The organism is Fibrisoma montanum (assembly GCF_003583365.1).
Lineage (GTDB): Bacteria > Bacteroidota > Bacteroidia > Cytophagales > Spirosomataceae > Fibrisoma > Fibrisoma montanum.
Window position 1 is genome coordinate 399,889 of record NZ_QXED01000006.1, and the last position, 18,998, is coordinate 418,886.

Annotated in this window: 13 protein-coding genes; 7 read left to right on the plus strand and 6 right to left on the minus strand. The window is 55.9% G+C overall.

The window, feature by feature from the left end:
• Positions 1-35 precede the first annotated feature (35 nt).
• Together DYU11_RS21835 and DYU11_RS21840 are read right to left on the minus strand one after the other, a co-directional pair.
• Positions 36-1,079, minus strand: coding sequence for a sensor histidine kinase (locus tag DYU11_RS21835; RefSeq protein WP_119669843.1), 1,044 nt, complete (start codon positions 1,077-1,079; stop codon positions 36-38).
• 67 nt (positions 1,080-1,146) lie between these two features.
• On the minus strand, positions 1,147-2,193 hold the full coding sequence (locus tag DYU11_RS21840) for a sensor histidine kinase (RefSeq protein ID WP_119669844.1): 1,047 nt from the start codon (positions 2,191-2,193) through the stop codon (positions 1,147-1,149).
• 371 nt (positions 2,194-2,564) lie between these two features.
• Here DYU11_RS21840 and DYU11_RS21845 point away from each other — a divergent pair, with 371 nt between their 5' ends.
• Positions 2,565-3,101 (plus strand): hypothetical protein, encoded by a 537-nt coding sequence (locus tag DYU11_RS21845; RefSeq protein ID WP_158600338.1) that lies wholly within the window; start codon positions 2,565-2,567, stop codon positions 3,099-3,101.
• A gap of 558 nt (positions 3,102-3,659) precedes the next feature.
• On the opposite strand, the gene DYU11_RS21850 is transcribed toward DYU11_RS21845, so the two are convergent.
• From DYU11_RS21850 to DYU11_RS21860, 3 genes are all read right to left on the minus strand, one after another.
• Complete coding sequence (locus DYU11_RS21850) at positions 3,660-4,223, minus strand: hypothetical protein (protein WP_119669846.1); 564 nt, start codon at positions 4,221-4,223, stop codon at positions 3,660-3,662.
• A gap of 97 nt (positions 4,224-4,320) precedes the next feature.
• Entirely contained in the window at positions 4,321-5,514 is a 1,194-nt protein-coding gene (locus DYU11_RS21855) for a M20/M25/M40 family metallo-hydrolase (RefSeq protein WP_119669847.1), read from the minus strand.
• A 77-nt stretch (positions 5,515-5,591) separates the two neighbouring features.
• Positions 5,592-7,781: a glutamine synthetase III family protein gene (locus tag DYU11_RS21860; RefSeq protein WP_119669848.1), complete on the minus strand. Its 2,190-nt coding sequence runs from the start codon at positions 7,779-7,781 to the stop codon at positions 5,592-5,594.
• Positions 7,782-8,055: 274 nt separating this feature from the next.
• Between DYU11_RS21860 and pta the strand changes: the two genes are divergently transcribed.
• From pta to DYU11_RS21875, 3 genes are all read left to right on the plus strand, one after another.
• Positions 8,056-10,155, plus strand: coding sequence for a phosphate acetyltransferase (pta, locus tag DYU11_RS21865; RefSeq protein ID WP_119669849.1), 2,100 nt, complete (start codon positions 8,056-8,058; stop codon positions 10,153-10,155).
• Positions 10,156-10,184: 29 nt separating this feature from the next.
• Positions 10,185-11,375, plus strand: a complete 1,191-nt coding sequence (locus DYU11_RS21870; protein WP_119669850.1) for an acetate/propionate family kinase — start codon at positions 10,185-10,187, stop codon at positions 11,373-11,375.
• Between the two features lie 78 nt (positions 11,376-11,453).
• Positions 11,454-12,704 (plus strand): low temperature requirement protein A, encoded by a 1,251-nt coding sequence (locus tag DYU11_RS21875; protein WP_119669851.1) that lies wholly within the window; start codon positions 11,454-11,456, stop codon positions 12,702-12,704.
• 159 nt (positions 12,705-12,863) lie between these two features.
• On the opposite strand, the gene DYU11_RS21880 is transcribed toward DYU11_RS21875, so the two are convergent.
• Complete coding sequence (locus DYU11_RS21880; protein WP_119669852.1) at positions 12,864-13,580, minus strand: DUF2059 domain-containing protein; 717 nt, start codon at positions 13,578-13,580, stop codon at positions 12,864-12,866.
• 216 nt (positions 13,581-13,796) lie between these two features.
• Between DYU11_RS21880 and DYU11_RS21885 the strand changes: the two genes are divergently transcribed.
• From DYU11_RS21885 to DYU11_RS21895, 3 genes are read left to right on the plus strand one after another with little or no spacing between them, the layout of a single operon-like run.
• A complete protein-coding gene (locus DYU11_RS21885) occupies positions 13,797-14,465 on the plus strand; it encodes an RNA polymerase sigma-70 factor (RefSeq protein WP_119669853.1) in 669 nt (222 codons plus the stop codon).
• A 25-nt stretch (positions 14,466-14,490) separates the two neighbouring features.
• Positions 14,491-15,513 carry a FecR family protein gene (locus DYU11_RS21890; RefSeq protein WP_119669854.1) on the plus strand — a complete coding sequence of 341 codons (1,023 nt, stop codon included), beginning with the start codon at positions 14,491-14,493 and terminating at the stop codon, positions 15,511-15,513.
• Entirely contained in the window at positions 15,510-18,989 is a 3,480-nt protein-coding gene (locus tag DYU11_RS21895; protein WP_119669855.1) for a SusC/RagA family TonB-linked outer membrane protein, read from the plus strand. The genes DYU11_RS21890 and DYU11_RS21895 overlap by 4 nt, the downstream gene beginning before the upstream one ends.
• Positions 18,990-18,998 lie beyond the last annotated feature (9 nt).

Consider the following 18,998-nt stretch of genomic DNA (forward strand, 5'->3'; position numbering starts at 1 on the left):
ACCGGCGCGAACGAGCGCTGAATTGTATAGGCGAATCAGACCGACGCCGGCCGTAGCAGCGGGAGCGTGACGGTAAAGAACTGACTATCATCCTGCACCACAACCTGGCCCCGGCCCAGCAGTTCGTACTTGGTAGCGATGTTGGCCAGCCCAACCTGATTCGACAGCACCCGCATCCGCCGACGTTGCAGGTTGTTTTTCACCACCAGTTCGCCCGTGGGTTTCGTTTCAATCCGGATGTGCAGGGGCTGATCGGGCAGAATCACGTTGTGTTTCACTACGTTCTCAAGCAGCAGCTGAAGGGTTAGTGGCGGCAGCAGATACGTACTATACTGGGTGTCGACGACCTGTTCAAGCTGAATGTGCTCGCCGTAGCGGGTGCGCAGCAGGTGAAAATAGGAGTTGGCAAACTGCATTTCAGCCGCCAGTGTGGTCAGTTCGGATTCGTTGCTGCGGAGCAGGTAGCGGTATACGCTGCTCATCTCCTCAATGAACCGCTCGGCCTGTCCGGTGTCTTCCTCAATCAGCGACGAGAGCGTATTGAGGCTGTTGAACAGAAAATGGGGATTGACCTGGTTCTTCAGCCCTTCGAACTGACTTTGCAGGTTCGCTTTTTTAAGGCGTTCGGTCTCCTGCAGGGTTTCGGTCCACCGTTCGAAGGTATACGTGCTTTCGTGAATGACGTTAGCCACGATGTTGCCGGCAATACTCAGTGTCATGGCCCACCGCAGCCGGGTTGCGTCGAAGGTGTAGCCCGGAAAGCCGATCCAGTCGTACCCGTAAAAGAACAGCAGCACGGTCGCCCACGACATGAGGATATGCGCACCCAATGCCAGCAGCAGCCGCAGCCACGTATCCCGAATTTCCGGGAAGCGGTTGCGCAGGTAAATGGCCGGTACGGCGTGCAGAAAGTAGATCGGCGTCCAGACAAGCACCGTAACCAGCGTCGACAGCAGAAAGATATCCAGCCGCTGAACGTACTTGATGCCGAACAGGAAATAATTCATCAGCCCATAATAAACCGGCAGGAGAGCCAGCGCAATCCAGGTATCCTGCTTGGTAAACTGGGGCATCTTCATACGTTTGTAAGCAGCGTTTCTTTACTTTTTAACGTGTTCAGCGTGCGTTTTCCTCAACTTCCGCCGATCAGGCGGCATGAACCAGCGCGTCGGCCTGCTTTTTGGACAGCACCGGCACCCGAACCGTAAAATAGCCGTTGTCGTCGCTGATCATCACCCGGGGCAACGCAAGTGCTTTATACCGGGCGATGAGGTCCGTCAAGCCCGTTGGCCGGGTCTGTATCTGTACGTTTTTGCGCTGAATGTTGTTGATCACGTCGATGTGGCCGTCGTCCGTTGCCCGGATCGTGATGGTCAATGGCTGATCCGGCAGCAGTATGTTATGGCGCAGGGCGTTCTCGACCAGCGTCTGGAACGTCAGGGGCGGCAGCAGGTTATCAGCCAGTTCGTCGCTGATGGTCACCTGCCAGCGCAGGGCCGTTCCGTGACGGGCTTCGAGCAGGTGCAGAAACGACCGGATAAAGGCCGTCTCGGTCTGGATCGACACCAGGGGTCGCTGTCCGGCCTGCAGCAGATACCGGTACACGCTCGCCATCTCGTCGAGAAACTCCGTAGCCTGCTGTTTGTCTTCACCGATCAGGGCCGACAAGGCCGACAGCGAGTTGAACAGAAAGTGCGGATTGATCTGGTTTTTAAGGGTATCGTATTGATTCTGCAGCGCCACTTTCTGCACGATTTCGGCCTCCTGAACGGCATCACGGTATTTGTTGAGGAAGTACAGCGTTTCATACACGGCCCCCGTTACGACAACGGCCAGTTGCCCAACCAGCAGATGAATGACAAACTCGCGGGTAGTGAGGGGAGTACCGGCCCAGGCCGTCTGGGAGGCAACCGCCACAAAAAGAAACTGCGCCAGTCCGGCAATTCCCATGTAGCCGAGAAACGTCAGCAGAATGCGGATTCGGGTCTGTTTAATGTCCGGATAGCGCTCCCGGATTTTCAGCATCCACCCGACCAGCCGCTCCCACACCAGTTGCACGTACAGAATACCCACCAGCGACCACCCCAGATACCGCCACAGGCTGTCGTACTCCTCCCAGTAGGCTGCATTTGCTACCAGAAGCAGAACCGGAATTATGATTCGCTGAAGCCATTTGTCGTTTGGGTATTCCATACTACACCAGTCGTACACTGCCTGTACACCAGCAGCTATTCATGTACTACGTTAAGCAATTAGTAGTAAACGGGCTGCTCCGTTTGTGATTATAAAATTAAAAAGCAGTAGTTTTTATTCAGCGGTAAACTGGTTGAACCGACGAAAGGGTTGATTGGAGTGCATGTATGCGCTGATGAATCTCCGACCATTAATCAGGGCGCAATGTCAGCCGGGGATTCCTCAGGCAATGCATGGCCTAGATCAAACCCACCAGCGTCAGGGGAAATATCTATAAGAACAGTGTACGCTAATTAAAGCTTTTCAAAAAAAGTTTATCAAGTCTACTCTTTGGTTACTATTTTTATAGTATAATAAAGCTTATGAATGGCATGTTTAAGTTTTTAATCTTTGGTTGTGCATGGGCACTCGTCTTATTAATAACTAATGTGGCTTGTTCACAAGATGCTTCACACGATAAGTACTGGTTTAGTGCAGGTGCAGGAAAGAGCCAGTTTCCAAGCGGAATGCTTGCAGTAGGATATGAATTTAAGAACAATCCGACTCACCTTGTTGCACGATACACGATTAATACTCAAATCTTTTCGGACATCCAGCCGAATATCAGAGTAAGTGAGATCGGACTGCTGTATGGGATTGGAATGGGGAAATTTCGTTTTTCAACCGGATTGAGTGGTGTTTGGGGTACTAACCGAGGAAAATATCTGTACTCCGATCCAGATCCGCTGATATATGGTTCAACGTACTATGAACCAGTTAAATACACTACCATAGGCTTGCCGGCCGAAATTCGGTTCATTACTTCGTCTAAAGATGTAGGAATTGGTGTGACTGGCTTTGGCAACTGGAATGCGAAGCGCTCATTCGTCGGTTTGAACCTATCTGTTTACGTCGGCAGAATGAAATAACTTAAGATGTATTGAGTACAGCGATCTTATTGGTTCAGGGGAATTGTCTACAAAATCACGCTGTACTGCACGTATTGCTTACCAGGCGTACTGAATTTAGTACAGCTTGGTGATAGCAGACGCTCTTTTAAAAACCTCACTCAAAAACAGGTATCAATTTGAACCTCTATGATGACCACTCTTTACGTGCTAACTCAATCATCCATAGTAGACTTGCTACATTTGGCTGGAAACTTTTTTAGGCAGATTTGGGACCAAATTCCAATTTGACTCTTGTTAAAAACTCGTGTGTGACGAAGCCCTCAAGGGATGGCTTCGCACCGGCAGGCCGTCGAATCATCGTATGCAAAGGGATCAATTCAAGATGCTACCCGTGAGTTGGGGGGTAAGCCTGGCCGAATCCCCAAATGGAGGCACTGATGGCAACGGGCTAAGCTCGCGGGTTGCTACGTAGGAGACTGTAGCAAGGAATTGGTCCATAAGTAAAAAAAAAGTTTGACGCTCAAAGTCAGGTTAATCAGACTCTGAACGCCAAACCTTACCTGTTACCCTACTAATTTACTCTTCCTGAGCGTCGCTGGTGAACGAATAGAGCGTATTATCCAGCGACAGCGCGTTGCTGTTAAAACTCCGGATAAAGTTTTCGACCACTTCGTCGGTAATTTCTTCCGTGTTCAGGCAAACGTCAAGACTAATCCCGTAATCAAACTCAGTATCGATTTCGACGTGTTCCTGCACCTTCACCGTTTCGGTTTCCTCGATCTCTTCGATGATTTCGGTCAGGGCCATTTCGGCTTCCTCTTCATCTTCGGGCGAAATGCGGTAGCCGGGCTGCCGATCTTCGGGCGGTACGTATTCGGGGAACGTCTTTTTCACCTGATCGACGGCCATTTCGTACACCATGCTGCTGTGGTGGAGCCGAAGGGTGTAGATCAGCGCATCATAAATTACCTCCTCTGTTTTGTACTGACCCGGAAACTGCACATGCACGCACTCACCGGATTCCAGTACGTCCAGGTCATCATCCTCAACGTAAACAAACGACCTACCAGCCTGGCGGCATTCATCTTTGAGGGCTTGTATTTCCTGGGGGTCATACCCCTCGTTTTTATACGTAGCCATACGCTTACTCGATTTGCAATTAGTTAACCAATAAATTTCGTAAAGCTACTGTCTCATGCTCCTCTTAACAAACGTATGTAACAGACTACCTAATTTTTTAATATGGCGATGAGCGAACGGTCTGCCCGCTTATCCATTGTTGCACAACCACTTCTGCCAGCTCAACGGCCGTGAGCAGCGGCTGGGTATCCACCCGGGCAAACGTATCGGCGGGCTGGTGAATACGCGGCATCTGCCCGTTCTCATCCAGCGCACAAAGACCCAGCGCCGGGATACCGGCCCGCACGAACCAGACGCTGTCGAAGTCGGCCGTATGCCAGCGGCCCAGTTTCGCCCGCCCCCGGAATAAGCCGGATTCGACCTGCGTTCGGGCTAGTTTCGTGACAACACTGTCATATTTTATAACCTCGACCGTACCGGTTTGTTCGACCACGGTCAGCATTCCGGCCCCCAGCGTATCGAAGTTGACGACCATTGTCCGGTCCCGCGTCCATCTCGTTCGATGCCGCCGAACGTAGTGCTGCGCGCCAATCATCCCCACTTCCTCGGCGCTGGTCAGCACCACTTCCAGGTCCAGCCCGGGCAGGCCGGCCTGCCGGAGCCGGTCGGCGGTGGCCAGCGCGGCCGCTACCCCGGTGGCATTATCACTGGCCCCGCTGGTGTAGCCGTGCAGGTAATACCCAATGGTACTGAGCAGTGCCTGCCCCAAAAAATAAACGATGCATCCGTAGCGGAGGTATGTCAGCAGCGGCAAAGTATTCCCCAGGGCTTCGAGCGTGGCCGCTCCGGCTGCCACACCCATCAAACTAAGCGAGACGATCAGCGAGGCCCGAAAATTACTCACCTGACGGGCACCGTACAGCAGCGACACCGGGGCCGTATCGTAATGCGCCATCAGAAGCACTTTGTGTGTAGCGGCCGGAGCGGGCCAGTGTCCCACTACGTTGTAGGCGGTATGCTGCACCGGAAACCGGGTGACGGGCGAGTACCGCCAGTTGAAAAACAGCCAGGCCAGCCCAGCGAACGCCCAGGCGACCCCCACCCCTACCCACCGAACTACCGGACTCCCGGCCGATACCAGCACCAGCCCCAGCAGCAAACCGCCGATCAGCCAGTAGACCACCGTTACGTAGGTTTTCGGGGTTCGGAACGGCTCCGTGCGCACGGTTGCGCCCATCTCGGTCAGGTACGAGCCGATCAGGGCAGCCGCTTCGCGTTCGCAGGGTGTGGCAGCGCCACGGTGGGGCAGGTTTGTAAGTTCCTGCAGGAAAGTCAAGACCGGAAAACGCATACTGGGTATGATTTACAGGGCCTTATAAAAAGCAAACGTGCCGGGCGTTTCTACCCGACACGTTCAGTACCCGCCATTTATTTCACAAACAGCATCTCCCGGTATTTGACCAGCGGCCAGTCTTCGTCGTCGATGATCAGTTCCAGTTTGTCTACTTCGTAGCGGATCACCTCGAAGAAATCCTTTACCTCAGTAGCATACATCCGGGCCGTGGCCACCGTATTGCCCAGATTGTTGGCTTTCTTACGGGTTTCGGTCATGGCTTCGACTTTTTGCTTGATCACGATCACGCGGGTCGAAATTTCGCGCAGCAGATCCTTCAGCGGTTCAGCTTCGGCATTCATCCCCAGATCGACCAGCGCCCGGGCGGTTTCGGCCAGCTTATTCTGGTACTTCAGGGCCGTCGATACGACATGGTTCATGGCCAGGTCGCCGATCACCCGCGATTCAATCTGTACTTTTTTGATGTATTTCTCCAGTTCAATCTCGTAGCGCGATTCTACTTCGGCGTGGCCCATAACCCCGGTCCGCTCAAACAACGCCAGCGATTCCGGCTTGACGTAGACAGCCAGCGCTTCGGGCGACGATTTGATGTTCGACAAACCCCGCCGGGCAGCCTCCTCGACCCACTCCTCGGAGTAGCCGTTGCCTTCGAACAGAATCCGCTTCGATGCGCGGTAATACTGCTTCAGGATGTCGACGATGGCCAGTTCTTTCTTCTCGCCGTTGGCCAGCCGAACGTCCAGATCCTGCTTGAACTTGGTCAACTGGTCGGCTACGATGCTGTTCAGCACGGTCATCGTGGACGCCGAATTGGCGCTGCCGCCCACCGCCCGGAACTCGAATTTATTGCCGGTAAAGGCAAACGGCGACGTTCGGTTCCGGTCGGTATTGTCGCGCATCAGCGACGGAATCCGGTTCAGCCCCAGTTTGTAATACACGTTGTCGCCTTTGTTGAGCGAGATTTCGTTTTTCGTTTCGAGGTCTTCGAGCGCTTTGGTCAGCGTTTCGCCGAGGAAGACCGACACAATAGCCGGAGGGGCTTCGTTGGCCCCCAGCCGGTGTTCGTTGCCGGCCGATGCGATGGACGCTCGCAGCAAGTCGGCGTTGTCGTGGACGGCCTTCACAACGTTGGTCAGGAACGTCAGGAAACGCAGACTTTCTTTTGGTTTCGTACTCGGTGCCAGGAGGTTAACACCCGTATTGGTACCCATCGACCAGTTGTTGTGCTTCCCGCTGCCGTTAATGCCCGCAAACGGTTTTTCGTGGAACAGCACCTTGAAGTTATGCTTCTCGGCCACTTTTTCCATCAAATCCATCAGCAGGGCGTTGTGGTCGATGGCCAGGTTCACCTCCTCGAACGTAGGAGCCACCTCAAACTGACCGGGAGCTACCTCGTTGTGGCGGGTCCGCACCGGCATACCGAGTTTCATGGCTTCAAACTCAAAATCGACCATGAAGGCGTTGACCCGGGGCGGAATGGAACCGAAATAATGGTCTTCGAGCTGCTGACCACGGGCCGGCGAGTGCCCGAACACCGTCCGGCCCGCCAGCACCAGATCCGGCCGGGCGTAGAACAAGGCCCGGTCCACGAGGAAGTATTCCTGCTCCGGGCCGAGTGTCGCGGTTACTTTATCGATATTCCGGTCGAAGTACTGCCCCACGGCCGTAGCGGCTTTGTCCAGCGCGGCCAGGGATTTCAGCAGGGGGGTTTTATAGTCCAGCGCTTCGCCGGTGTAGGAAATAAAAACCGACGGAATGCAGAGGGTTTTGCCACCGGCCCCGTTGTCCATCAGAAAAGCCGGCGACGACGGGTCCCAGCCGGTATAGCCGCGGGCTTCGAACGTATTGCGCAGCCCCCCGCTCGGAAACGACGACGCATCCGGCTCCTGCTGAACCAACGCCCCACCCTTGAATTTTTCAATGGCTTTGCCGTCTACGGTGATGTCGAAGAACGCGTCGTGCTTCTCGGCCGTTTCGCCCGTCAGGGGCTGGAACCAGTGCGTGTAGTGGGTAGCTCCTTTCGATATCGCCCACGATTTCATGGCGCCGGCCACTTCATCGGCAATGTCGCGGTCTACTTTACCACCGGTTTCAATGGCTTCGGTGATGCGCAGGTACGCTTCCGGCGACAGCAGCGCCCGCATAACTTCTTTATTGAATGTATTGATACCGTAGTAATCACCTACTCGTTCGGCCGGTGGGGCTACAGCAATCGCCTGGCGGCTCTGGGCAATTTCCAGCGCCTTGAATCGAAAATTAGACATTCGCGGAAAGGATGGTTTTGGCTACAATACGTCAAACTTAGTCACCTTCCGACTGTTTATCAACAGCCTTGTTAAAACGTACCGGGCGGAGGCATGCTTCATGAACCGATGTTTCCGGCTTATCTTGCCGATCGGCTCAAGCCAACAGGACCCGCTACAAAAATTAAAAGCGTTCTGACCCGGTAGGGCACAACCAGACAGGGCCTGTTCTGGTTGCTACATACGGGTATGAGCTGGTGCTGATCAGGTCTGCCCGAACATCAATTCATACAGCATGACAAAGGCAATCTACATCGCTTCGGTTGAACCGTATACCGGTAAGTCACTAATCGCTCTCGGCCTGGTTAATATGTTGCTGGGTAAAACCAAGAAAGTAGGCTATTTCAAACCCATTATCTCTCAGCAGGCACCCGGCCGGAAAGAGATTCATATCGAAGCGATTCTGGACTACTTTGCGTTGCCCATCAACTACGAAGATACTTACGCCTTCAGCCGGGACGAAGTGCTGCAGCACATGGAATCGGAAGGCCGGGGCGACATGCTGAACACCATCATCAGCAAATTCAAACAGCAGGAGGAGCGCTACGATTTTACCGTCATTGAAGGCAGTGATTTTCTGGGCGAAGGCATTGCGTTTGAGTTTGAATCGAACGCATCCATTGCCAAAAACCTGGGCGTACCGGTGCTGATTGTCGTCAGTGGCGAACACCGGTCAACGGCTCAGATTATCAGTGCGGCCCTGAGTGCCCTGCAGGGCTTCGAAACCCGCGAGGTACAGGTGCTGGGAATCGTGGCCAACCGGGTGAAGGCTGAGCAGGTAGATGACGTCCGGGAACTGCTGAAAATGCAGCTGCCTACCGACATCATGATCACCGTCATCCCCTGGGAAAAAGGCCTGCAAAGCCCGACCATGAAGGAAATCAAGGACGGCCTCGACGCTACGCTGCTGTTCGGAGAAGAGCTGCTTGCCAATCAGGTCGACAATTTTGTGACCGGCGCGATGATGCTGCCCAACTTCCTGAACTACATTAAGGAAAACGTTTTGATTGTGACGCCGGGCGACCGGGGGGACATTATCATTGGGGCCATACAAGCCAATCTGTCGGCCAATTACCCCAAAGTAGCCGGAATTGTGCTGACGGCCGGAACCGTGCCGGATGAGCCCATCACCCGCCTGCTTGAGGGGTTGCAAACAGTCATTCCGATCCTGAGCGTACAGAAGGGCACGTTTGAAACGACAACCACCATCGGCGCCATCCACTCCCGCATCACGGCCGATAACCGAAAGAAGATTGAACTGGCCATCAACGTATTCGAGAAGTACGTGGACACCCAGGCGCTGGACGACAAGATCGTTACGTTCCAGCCGGAGGGCATCACCCCCCACATGTTTCAGTACCAGTTGCTCAAAACGGCCAAGAGTCAGAAGAAACACATTGTTCTGCCCGAAGGAAATGATGATCGGATTCTGCGGGCAGCCGCCCGGCTGATCAGCCAGGATGTGGTGAGTCTGACGATTCTGGGCGATCCGGCCGAAGTCATGACGTCGATCCGGCGGTTAGGGCTGAACCTGGATACGAATTTGGTCAACATCATCGATCCAGCCCGGTCCGACAACTACGAATCGTACGCAGAAACGCTGTATGAACTGCGCAAAGCCAAAAACGTGACCCTGGACATGGCAAAGGATATGATGCTGGACGTATCGTATTTCGGTACCATGATGGTCTACAAAGGCCATGCCGACGGTATGGTATCGGGAGCGATCCACACGACCCAGCATACGATTCGCCCGGCGCTTCAGTTCATCAAAACCAGACCCGGCGTTTCGCTGGTGTCGTCGGTGTTTTTCATGTGTCTGCCGGAGCGCGTATCGGTGTTTGGCGACTGCGCCGTGAATCCCAACCCGACCGCCCCGCAGCTGGCTGAAATCGCGATTTCGTCGGCCGAAAGCAGCGCCCGCTTCGGGATCGAGCCCCGTATTGCCATGCTGTCGTATTCATCCGGTACGTCGGGCGAGGGCGAGGATGTCGAAAAGGTCAGGCAGGCTACGGAGCTGGTTCGTCAGAAACGGCCCGATCTGAAAATAGAAGGGCCAATCCAGTACGATGCGGCTGTTGACCCCTCGGTTGGCAGCCAGAAACTTCCGAACTCGGAGGTGGCGGGCCGGGCCAGCGTGCTGATCTTTCCGGATCTGAACACGGGCAACAACACGTACAAAGCGGTACAGCGCGAAACCGGGGCGCTGGCCATCGGTCCGATGCTCCAGGGGCTCAACAAACCCATCAATGACCTGAGCCGGGGCTGCACCGTCGATGACATTTTCAATACGGTGGTCATCACGGCCATCCAGTGCCAGGACGAGGCACTGTAACCTTGACCGGATTGACGTACTTTTGCGGCATGCACATTCTCGTTATAAACTCCGGCAGTAGTTCGTTAAAATACCAGCTCTTTGCGATGCCCTCCGACCAGCCCCTGTGTGTGGGGCAGATCGAGCGGATTGGCCTCGACGGCTCGTTCGTTCGCCATCAGGTTACGGGCGCCGACCGCCTGGAACGTACGGAGCCCATCGCCGATCATGCGGTTGGTCTTCAACGGGTGCTGGAGCTGTTGTCCGATCCGGTCTCGGGAGTCATCAGTTCGCCCGATGCCATCGAAGCCATCGGCCACCGGGTTGTGCATGGTGGCGAACGGTTCGCGCGTGCTACCCGCATCACGCCCGCCGTTAAAGACACCATCAAGGCGCTTTTCGCCCTGGCTCCGCTGCACAACCCCATCAATTATCAGTGCATCGAGATTGCGGAGAAGACATTCCCCAAAGCGGTTCAGATCGCGGTGTTTGATACGGCTTTCCACCAGACTATGCCCGAATACGCCTTTCGGTACGCCATACCGGAGGCCTTATACCGCCAGGAAGCCATCCGGGTATACGGTTTCCACGGCACCAGCCACCGGTACGTAAGCAAGCAGGCCACCGCCTGGCTGAACAGGCCGGATGCCAAACTCATCAGCATCCATCTGGGCAACGGCAGCAGCATCACCGCCGTTCGGGCCGGCCAATCCATCGACACGAGCATGGGCTTCAGCCCGCTTGCCGGGCTGGTGATGGGCACCCGATCGGGTGATATTGACCCGGCGGTTATTTTCCATCTGATCAGCCGCGGCCACAGTCCGGACGATGTCAATCGGCTGCTGAACAAGCAGTCGGGTATGCAGGGCCTGACGGGGTTCAGCGATATGCGCGACATCCGGAAAGCCATGGAAGCGGGCAACCGGGAAGCCGCGCTGGCCTACGAACTCTACGCCTACCGGGTACGAAAGTATATCGGTGCCTACGCGGCCGTCCTGAACGGCCTGGATGCGCTCATTTTTACGGCGGGTATCGGCGAAAACGACGCCACGATGCGGGCTATGATCTGCCGCGACCTTGGTTTTCTGAACGTCTACCTCGATTCCGATAAAAACAATTCATCCGCCCGCGACCTCCGCGATGTCAGTACACCGGATTCGCCGGTTAAAATCCTGATTATCCCCACCAACGAAGAACTGGAAATCGCTCAGCAGAGCTACGAACTGCTGCAGGTAGCCTGACCAATAGGTCCAAATGCAGCAAGGGCGACTAACCGAAAGTAACATTCGGTAGTTATAGGGAGACAACCGGGTACGTACATGGCCAACCCCAGCGACAAAGCCTCCCATTTGCCCCGACTTCGCCCGAAAGAAAAAGAGGGCGACCGGCGTACCACCTGGACCGAACTACTCAACGATCTCGTCTTCACGGTGATTATCGGGCAACTGGCCCAGCGGCTTCAGAAAGACATGAGCGGGCCGGCGTTCGGCCAGTTTCTGCTGCTATACGTACCAGTCTGGTGGCTCTGGAACGGAGAAACACATTACTCAACCCGGTTTGACAACGAGCGCGACGTCGTTCACCGGCTTCTGGTGAGTCTGCAACTCGTGGGGCTGATCGTGCTGGCCGCGGCTATTCCCAACGCGCTGGAATCCGGCTCCCGAACCTACGCCCTGACCTACGCAGCCGTACGAATGATTCTGTTGATTGAGTACGGCCGCGCCTGGTACTACGTGCCCGAAGCCCGTCCGTACATCCGGCACATCGTTACTGGCTTCGGCATCTCAGTAGTACTCTGGATTGGGTCGGTATTTATGCCGGTTTCGTACCGCTACGTGTTGTGGGGCATCGGCCTGCTGATCGAGTTAACCACCCCGCTTACACCCACCGGTGGCCGGCTGCACCGCCAGTTTCCGCCCGACGTGCGGCATCTGCCCGAACGCTACGGTCTGTTTACGCTGCTCGTGCTGGGGCAGTCCGTGACGGGTACGACCCAGGGGCTGATCGCCAGCGGCTTTGATGCAATTCCCTTGCTGACGACCGTACTGGGCGGTATTGTTATTATCGGTCTGTGGTGGGCGTATTTCGACCGTCTGGACGATGACGCGGTGCGGCAGGTGAGCGAAGGCGGTACAGCCCGGCTCTATGCGGCCTGGCTGTATCTGCACCTCCCGCTAACCATTGCTCTGACGTTAATAGGTGTGGGCCTGTCGTACGTGATTCAGGCCTCGGCACAGGCCGAACTCACGGCCAGTGTCCGCTGGCTTCTGGTCGGCTCAGTAGCCGCTTATCTGCTGACCGAGGCCGGTATCAGCCTGACGACTCTGAAAGCCGGGCCACCGCACGCCAGCTTTGTTCGGGGCATGAGTGTACGGGGCGGAGTGGCGGTTCTTCTCCTGGTGGTTGGCCTGTTCTGGCCGTTCAATGCCGTCTGGCTCATGGGCTTCACCGCCACCCTCATCGTCGGACTGATTCTCAGCGACTACTTCGCGCCGGAGCCACCCGGCAGCGAAGAGCGCATCAACCAGGAAGCCGATACCGGTGGGGTTGAGCAGGATGCGAGCAGATAGTGGTTTGTGGTTTGTGGTTTGTAGTTGTGGTTAGGGGTTCTTGGTTTGTGGTTAGTGGTTTGCAGTTGGGTGTACACTACCCTGATTCAATACCCCAGTAATCCACAAACTACGAACCACCAACTACCAACCACGAACTACAAACCACAAACCACAAACTCAATTCGCTGCGAATTCAGAATCTTTCGTGCCTTCGTTGAATTTGACCTTGTCGACGGTCATCTGGCGCTGCTGTCCACCACCCGATTGCATGATTGTGGTTGGGTATTTCAACCCCTTGAAATCTTTGTAATCGCTGTAGGTTGTAGTCTGCTCGACCTCGTTACCGCCCCGTCCCATACGCTGTTTTGAGATGGTCTGGACCTTCAGGCCGGATTCCGCGTCGTAGAAGTCTGTCCAGGAAACACTCCCGTCCGATGAGGTGTGTACTACTTTGTGGGCGTCTTTGCCGTTCACCTTTTCTGTACCGGCAACCGTGCTTTTTATGCCGGCTTCGGCAGCCCGCAGTTCCGGAAACAGCATGCTTTGCAGGATCATGGGCTGCGCGTCGGCGCCCTCGATGGTCCGGTTACCCTGCATGCCGCCCATGGCCACCTTTGAGCCATCGCTGGTCATTTTCATCACTTCCATGCCGTTGGCATTCACCACCATGGCAAACTTATTGGGCGCTTTCGACTTCCGGGTGATCATAATCGGGTTCCCGTTGAAATCCGACGACATATCGACCCGCAGGTCGGTAATGCCTTTCACCATATCCTTACCGCCAATGGCCGCGAGGTATTTGTCCATTACGTCCTGGGCCGAGGGTGTCGTCTGGGCCAGGGCCGAAAAGCTGATTAACAGAAACAGGCTGAGGGATACCGTTAGTTTTTTCATTGTATTGGCTGATTAAACGATGTTGCTGGCTGTATGGACCTGATTGCTTCATCCACGGGTCGGCCGGGCCGACTAATCAGGCAGGGGTTCATGGACTGAGGTTCGTAATTTTTGTCCAATCTATCATTATTTGCATTATATCACCAAAAAATTGACTAACGTATTGGGGGATTTACGGGGGCAAACTTGTCTTACTCATGATCGTCCCTTAACCGAATGTCCGCTAACACGTTTCCTTTTCGTCCGCCTGGGGAAGGTACACCGCTATCGAGTCCGCTCGCCGAGTCGTCGGTGCCGGGCATGTATGACCAGGACCTGTTCATACGAAAAACGTTCGAGCAGGATGCCCGGCAAGGTTGTGAGCAGTTGTTTCGGCTCTACTTTGCTCCGCTTTGCAGCCATGCCGTCCGGTTTGTGTACAACCGCCAGGTCGCCGAAGACCTGGTCGCCGATCTGTTTTATCAGTTTTACGCGGACCGGCAGTATGAACGCGTAACGGGTTCGTACCGGGCCTACCTCTACCAGGCCATTCGGAACCGGGCGTTCAACTACATCCGCTGGGAACTGGGCCGGCAGGGCGCAGACGAACCCGATCCAGACAGACCGGACCTGGAATCCGGACAACCCGATCAGCTCCTGTTACAGGACGAACTCTACCAGACCCTGGAACGAGCCGTTCAGGGGCTTTCTCCCCAACGGCAGCGCGTTTTTATCATGAGCCGGTTCGACGGCAAGTCCTACAAGGAGATCGCCGGTGAACTGGACCTCTCCCCCAAAACGGTCGAAAATCATCTGCTACGGGCCTTGTCGACCGTTCGGGCCGCGCTGCGTCGCAGTAATCTGTTAAGTCTGGTCGTGGGGATTCTACTGACTACACTGCGCTAATTCTCAACGCTTTTATCACAGGTTTATGGAGCCAACCAAAGAACTAGTATACACGTACTTTGCCGGATACGCTACGTCGGTGCAGAAGAAAATCATCGGCGAGTGGCTGGACCGACCCGACGCCCGCGAGCAGTTTTTTCAGTGGCTCGACGAGTGGGAACGCAGCTATCCGCAGTACAGCCCCGATTCGGCCGCCGTACTGGAACGGCTTCGGCAACGCTTCGACGATCCGGCCCGGACTACGTCGCCTTTCCGACACGTTCACCAGGCCGAGCCTTTCTCCCGGCCCTGGCTACGCTGGCAATGGGCCGCGGCCGTGGTCATACCGGTGCTGGTAGCCGCCGGTCTGTATCGTACGCAGGACTGGTGGAACTATCGAACCATCACCACCACCGCCCGCCAGCTACGTACCGTTACGTTGCCCGACGGTTCAACCGTGGCCCTGAATGGTCAGTCGATGCTGCGGGTCCCCCGTTGGGGCTACGGCTTCCTGTCGCGTCGGGTGCAGTTTCGGGGGGAGGCCGTATTCAGTGTCCGCCATTTACCCGACCATCAGCCCTTTGTTGTGCAGACTCCCGAAGGCGTGAACGTGGAAGTGCTGGGCACCGAATTTTCGGTAAGCAATCGGCAGACGAACACGGACGTCGTTCTGAAGAAAGGGAAAGTAAAACTAGCCTACAGGTCGGCCCAGCAGGTTCAGAAAAACCTGATTATGAAGCCCGGCGACTGGGTGTCGCTTGATCAGAAAGGTCGGCTCAAGCTTCGGCAGCAGACCGATTCGCTCCAGTTTGCCGGCTGGCGGTACCGTCATTTTGTCTTCAACAGCACGCCCCTACCTGAAGTCTTTCGGCAGATGCGGGAGGTGTTCGGCGTAACGGTTCATTTCAAAGACCCCGAGCTGGCCCGGCGCACACTGACGGGCACCATTCGCGCCGGTTCCTCCGACGAACTGGCCGAAGCCCTGGCTGAGCTGCTCGACTTACACGTTACGCACAGTAACCAAACCCTTGTCTTTTATCAGAATACCGATAAACCCACGAATCAATGAGAAAACTGCTACCGTTTGCAATGACCTCAGGCTGGCTTCTGATCATAGCGACCACTCCTCTACTGGCGCAGGCTCTGGCGTCTGTACAACCCAACGCAGCCACCTGGCAGACTACCCGGTTGCACCAGAGCGCTACCCCGCAAGGTCTCTCGCTGCGTCAGACCTTGCTGCAACTTAAGCAACATTACGGTGCCGACATCCTGTTCGAAGAGTCGGTTATTGCCGAAACCGACGGCAGACCCGCGGACCCCGTCAGCCTCAGTGCCCGGCTCGAAACGAATCTGACTACGTTGCTCAAACCGCGCGGGCTGCGTTTCAAAAAACTCCGTTCGGGGGCTTACCTGATTCTGTCGAACAAAAAGATCGAGAAAACGAGCTTCGTTCAGCCCACCTTACTGCCCACTACGTCGGCGGCTACGTCCGTGCCGGTCCCGGAGAGTCTTTCAGGCTTGCGGACGATCCAACCAATGGAAACGGTGCTGGCTGAGGTTCGGATCGTAGGCCGCGTCACGAGCGAAACCGGCGAAGGTTTACCGGGCGTGAGCGTAGTGGTGAAAGGGTCGACCCGCGGCACGAACACCGATGCCAACGGCCGCTACCAGATCAGCGTACCGGACAGCAAAGCAACGCTGGTTTTCAGTTTCGTAGGCTACGTCAGCCAGGAAGTTGCGGTCGGCAGCCGCACAACGGTCGATGTCCAACTGGTGGCCGACAACCGGTCGCTGAATGAGGTGGTAGTGATTGGTTACGGCGTGCAGAAGAAAAGCGATCTGACCGGATCGGTAGCCACCGTACCCGTCGAAGAAATTCGGAAAGTGGCCGTTACATCCCTCGACCAGTCGCTGCAGGGTCGGGCGGCCGGTGTTCAGATTACGCAGAACTCCGGTCAGCCGGGCGGTACGACCACCATCCGGATTCGGGGCGGCAACTCGATCCAGGGTGATAACGAGCCGCTGTATGTGATTGATGGGGTTCCCTTCAAAAATGACGGCGCCAACAACGGCGGTAACTTCAACGTCCTGAGTACCCTGAATCCAAGTGACATCGAATCCATTTCTGTATTAAAAGATGCTTCGTCTACGGCTATTTACGGGTCGCGGGGGGCCAACGGCGTAGTAATCATCACCACCAAGCGAGGAAAAGCCGGTAAGTCGACGGTCAATTTCGAAACGTACTACGGCGTTCAGAACGTCCGGCGTAAATACCCGGTGCTGAACGCCCGCGAATACGCCCAGTTTGTAAACGAAGCCAACACCAATGAAGGCCGGAACCCCGTCTACACCCAGGCGCAGGTTGATGCGTTCGGAGAAGGCACCGACTGGCAGGACGAAATCTTCCGGTCGGCCCCGATCCAGAATTATCAGCTATCGATTTCCGGTGGCGACGAGCGCACGCAGTACGCCATTGGCGGTGGGTATTTCAAGCAGCAGGGTATTGTGGTCAATTCAGACTTTGACCGGTATTCATTCCGCATCAACCTCGACCGGAAGCTGACCAACCGGATAAAAATCGGCAACAGCCTGACCGTAAACCGGACGGTGGCCAACCAGTCGCGCTCCGACGGTGACCTGGGCAGCGCCGGTCTGGTAACCATAGCCGCCCTGCAGTTTCCGCCCATCATTCCGGTTCGCAATCCGGACGGCAGCTACTTCACGACCGGCCCGCAGTTGAATTTCACCGCCGACAACCCCGTGGCCCTGGCCCGCGACAGCAAGAACCGCAACACCGCCTTCCGGACCTTCGGCAATGTGTTCGGCGAGTACCAGATCATCGACGGGCTGACGTTGAAGGTGCTGCTGGGCATAGACGCGATTCTGCAAAAACAGGATTCGTACTTACCCCGGAGCGTAACGAGCGGCCTGTCGCAGGGTGGCGTCGGTTCGCTGTTCAACAGCCAGGCCGTTACGTGGCTGAACGAGAACCTGCTCACCTACAACCGAACCATCAACGACGTGCATAGCCTTGGGGCGCTGGTAGGCTTCACGCAGCAGGCCAGCCGTACGGAAAATAGTACGGCCGCTTCCCGGAATTTCGTCAACGACAACCTGAACACCGGCAATCTCGGCTCCGGATCGGTGCCGCTGACCCCTTCGTCCGGCATCGGTACCTGGGGACTTCGGTCGTACCTGGCGCGGGTCAATTACGGCTACCGGGACAAATACCTCGTTACGGCTTCGTTCCGGGCGGATGGCTCGTCGCGTTTCGGCGCCAACAAACGGTATGGCTATTTCCCATCGGCCGCTCTCGCCTGGCGCCTGTCAGAAGAAAACTTCCTGAAAAGTGTTCGTGTGCTGAGCGATCTGAAACTACGGGCTACCTACGGCCTAACCGGCAATCAGGACGGCATTGGCAACTATCCGGCCTATTCGCTGCTGGCTACGCAGAACTACACCCTCGGCAATGCGGTCTCGACCGGCATTGGCCCCAACCAGATTGCCAATCCGGATTTATCGTGGGAAACAACCACCCAGGCCGACGTGGGCATTGATCTTGGTCTGCTTAACAACCGCATCACCGTGACGGCCGATGCGTACCTGAAACGGACCCGCGACCTGCTGCTGAACGTAACGATCCCGAGTACGTCGGGCTATTCGAGCGCCATTCAGAACCTGGGCCGGGTTGAAAACAAGGGCTTTGAACTGAGCATTTCGTCGGTGAACGTAGATCAGGCATTCCGCTGGACCTCCGATCTGAATTTCTCGCTGAACCGCAACAAAGTGCTGGACATTGGTGGGGCACCCCAGATTTTTGCGGGGCAGGTTGCCAACATCGCGCAGAACGTCAACTCGGGCATCATTCGCGTCGGCGAACCGCTGGGGTCCTTCTACGGATACGTGACGGATGGATTATACCAGTCCACCGACGAACTAGCCGCTCTGGTAGACCCCCAGGCCCGGAAACCGGGCGATCGGAAATACCTCGACCTGAACGGAGACAAGCGAATCGACGACAACGACCGTACCATTATCGGTCGGGCGCAGCCTAAGTTCCTCGGGGGTCTCAACAACACCTTTTCGTACAAAGGACTGGAGCTGACGGTATTCGTCCAGGGCGTTTATGGCAACCAGATTCTGAACGCCAACCGCTTCGAACTGGAGTACCTGAACGGCACCAACAACCAGAACCGCGACATGCTCCAGCGCTGGACGCCAACCAACACGAACACGGACATTCCGCGGGCGTCGACGACCCGGCCAGCTAACCGCATCTCGACCCGGCAGATTGAAGATGGGTCGTACCTGCGGCTGAAGAACGTTCAGCTAGCGTACAACCTGCCGGCCACAATCGTGAAGAAGCTCAACATTCAGTCGCTGCGGGTGTATGCCACCGCGCAGAATGTTGCCACCTGGACAAGCTATTCGGGCTACGATCCGGAGGTGAACCGCTTCGGTCAGGACAGCCGCAGCCAGGGCTTCGACTACGCCAGCTACCCGGCCGCTAAAATCTGGATGCTTGGTTTAAACGTTGGTTTCTAACCCTTTGCT

Coding starts and splice junctions, on each gene's coding strand:
- DYU11_RS21870 (WP_119669850.1), top strand. CDS start 10,185: ATGCACATTCTCGTTATAAACTCCGGCAGTAGTTCGTTAAAATACCAG.
- DYU11_RS21860 (WP_119669848.1), bottom strand. CDS start 7,781: ATGTCTAATTTTCGATTCAAGGCGCTGGAAATTGCCCAGAGCCGCCAG.
- pta (WP_119669849.1), top strand. CDS start 8,056: ATGACAAAGGCAATCTACATCGCTTCGGTTGAACCGTATACCGGTAAG.
- DYU11_RS21840 (WP_119669844.1), bottom strand. CDS start 2,193: ATGGAATACCCAAACGACAAATGGCTTCAGCGAATCATAATTCCGGTT.
- DYU11_RS21850 (WP_119669846.1), bottom strand. CDS start 4,223: ATGGCTACGTATAAAAACGAGGGGTATGACCCCCAGGAAATACAAGCC.
- DYU11_RS21835 (WP_119669843.1), bottom strand. CDS start 1,079: ATGAAGATGCCCCAGTTTACCAAGCAGGATACCTGGATTGCGCTGGCT.
- DYU11_RS21875 (WP_119669851.1), top strand. CDS start 11,454: ATGGCCAACCCCAGCGACAAAGCCTCCCATTTGCCCCGACTTCGCCCG.
- DYU11_RS21890 (WP_119669854.1), top strand. CDS start 14,491: ATGGAGCCAACCAAAGAACTAGTATACACGTACTTTGCCGGATACGCT.
- DYU11_RS21895 (WP_119669855.1), top strand. CDS start 15,510: ATGAGAAAACTGCTACCGTTTGCAATGACCTCAGGCTGGCTTCTGATC.
- DYU11_RS21855 (WP_119669847.1), bottom strand. CDS start 5,514: ATGCGTTTTCCGGTCTTGACTTTCCTGCAGGAACTTACAAACCTGCCC.
- DYU11_RS21885 (WP_119669853.1), top strand. CDS start 13,797: ATGTCCGCTAACACGTTTCCTTTTCGTCCGCCTGGGGAAGGTACACCG.
- DYU11_RS21845 (WP_158600338.1), top strand. CDS start 2,565: ATGTTTAAGTTTTTAATCTTTGGTTGTGCATGGGCACTCGTCTTATTA.
- DYU11_RS21880 (WP_119669852.1), bottom strand. CDS start 13,580: ATGAAAAAACTAACGGTATCCCTCAGCCTGTTTCTGTTAATCAGCTTT.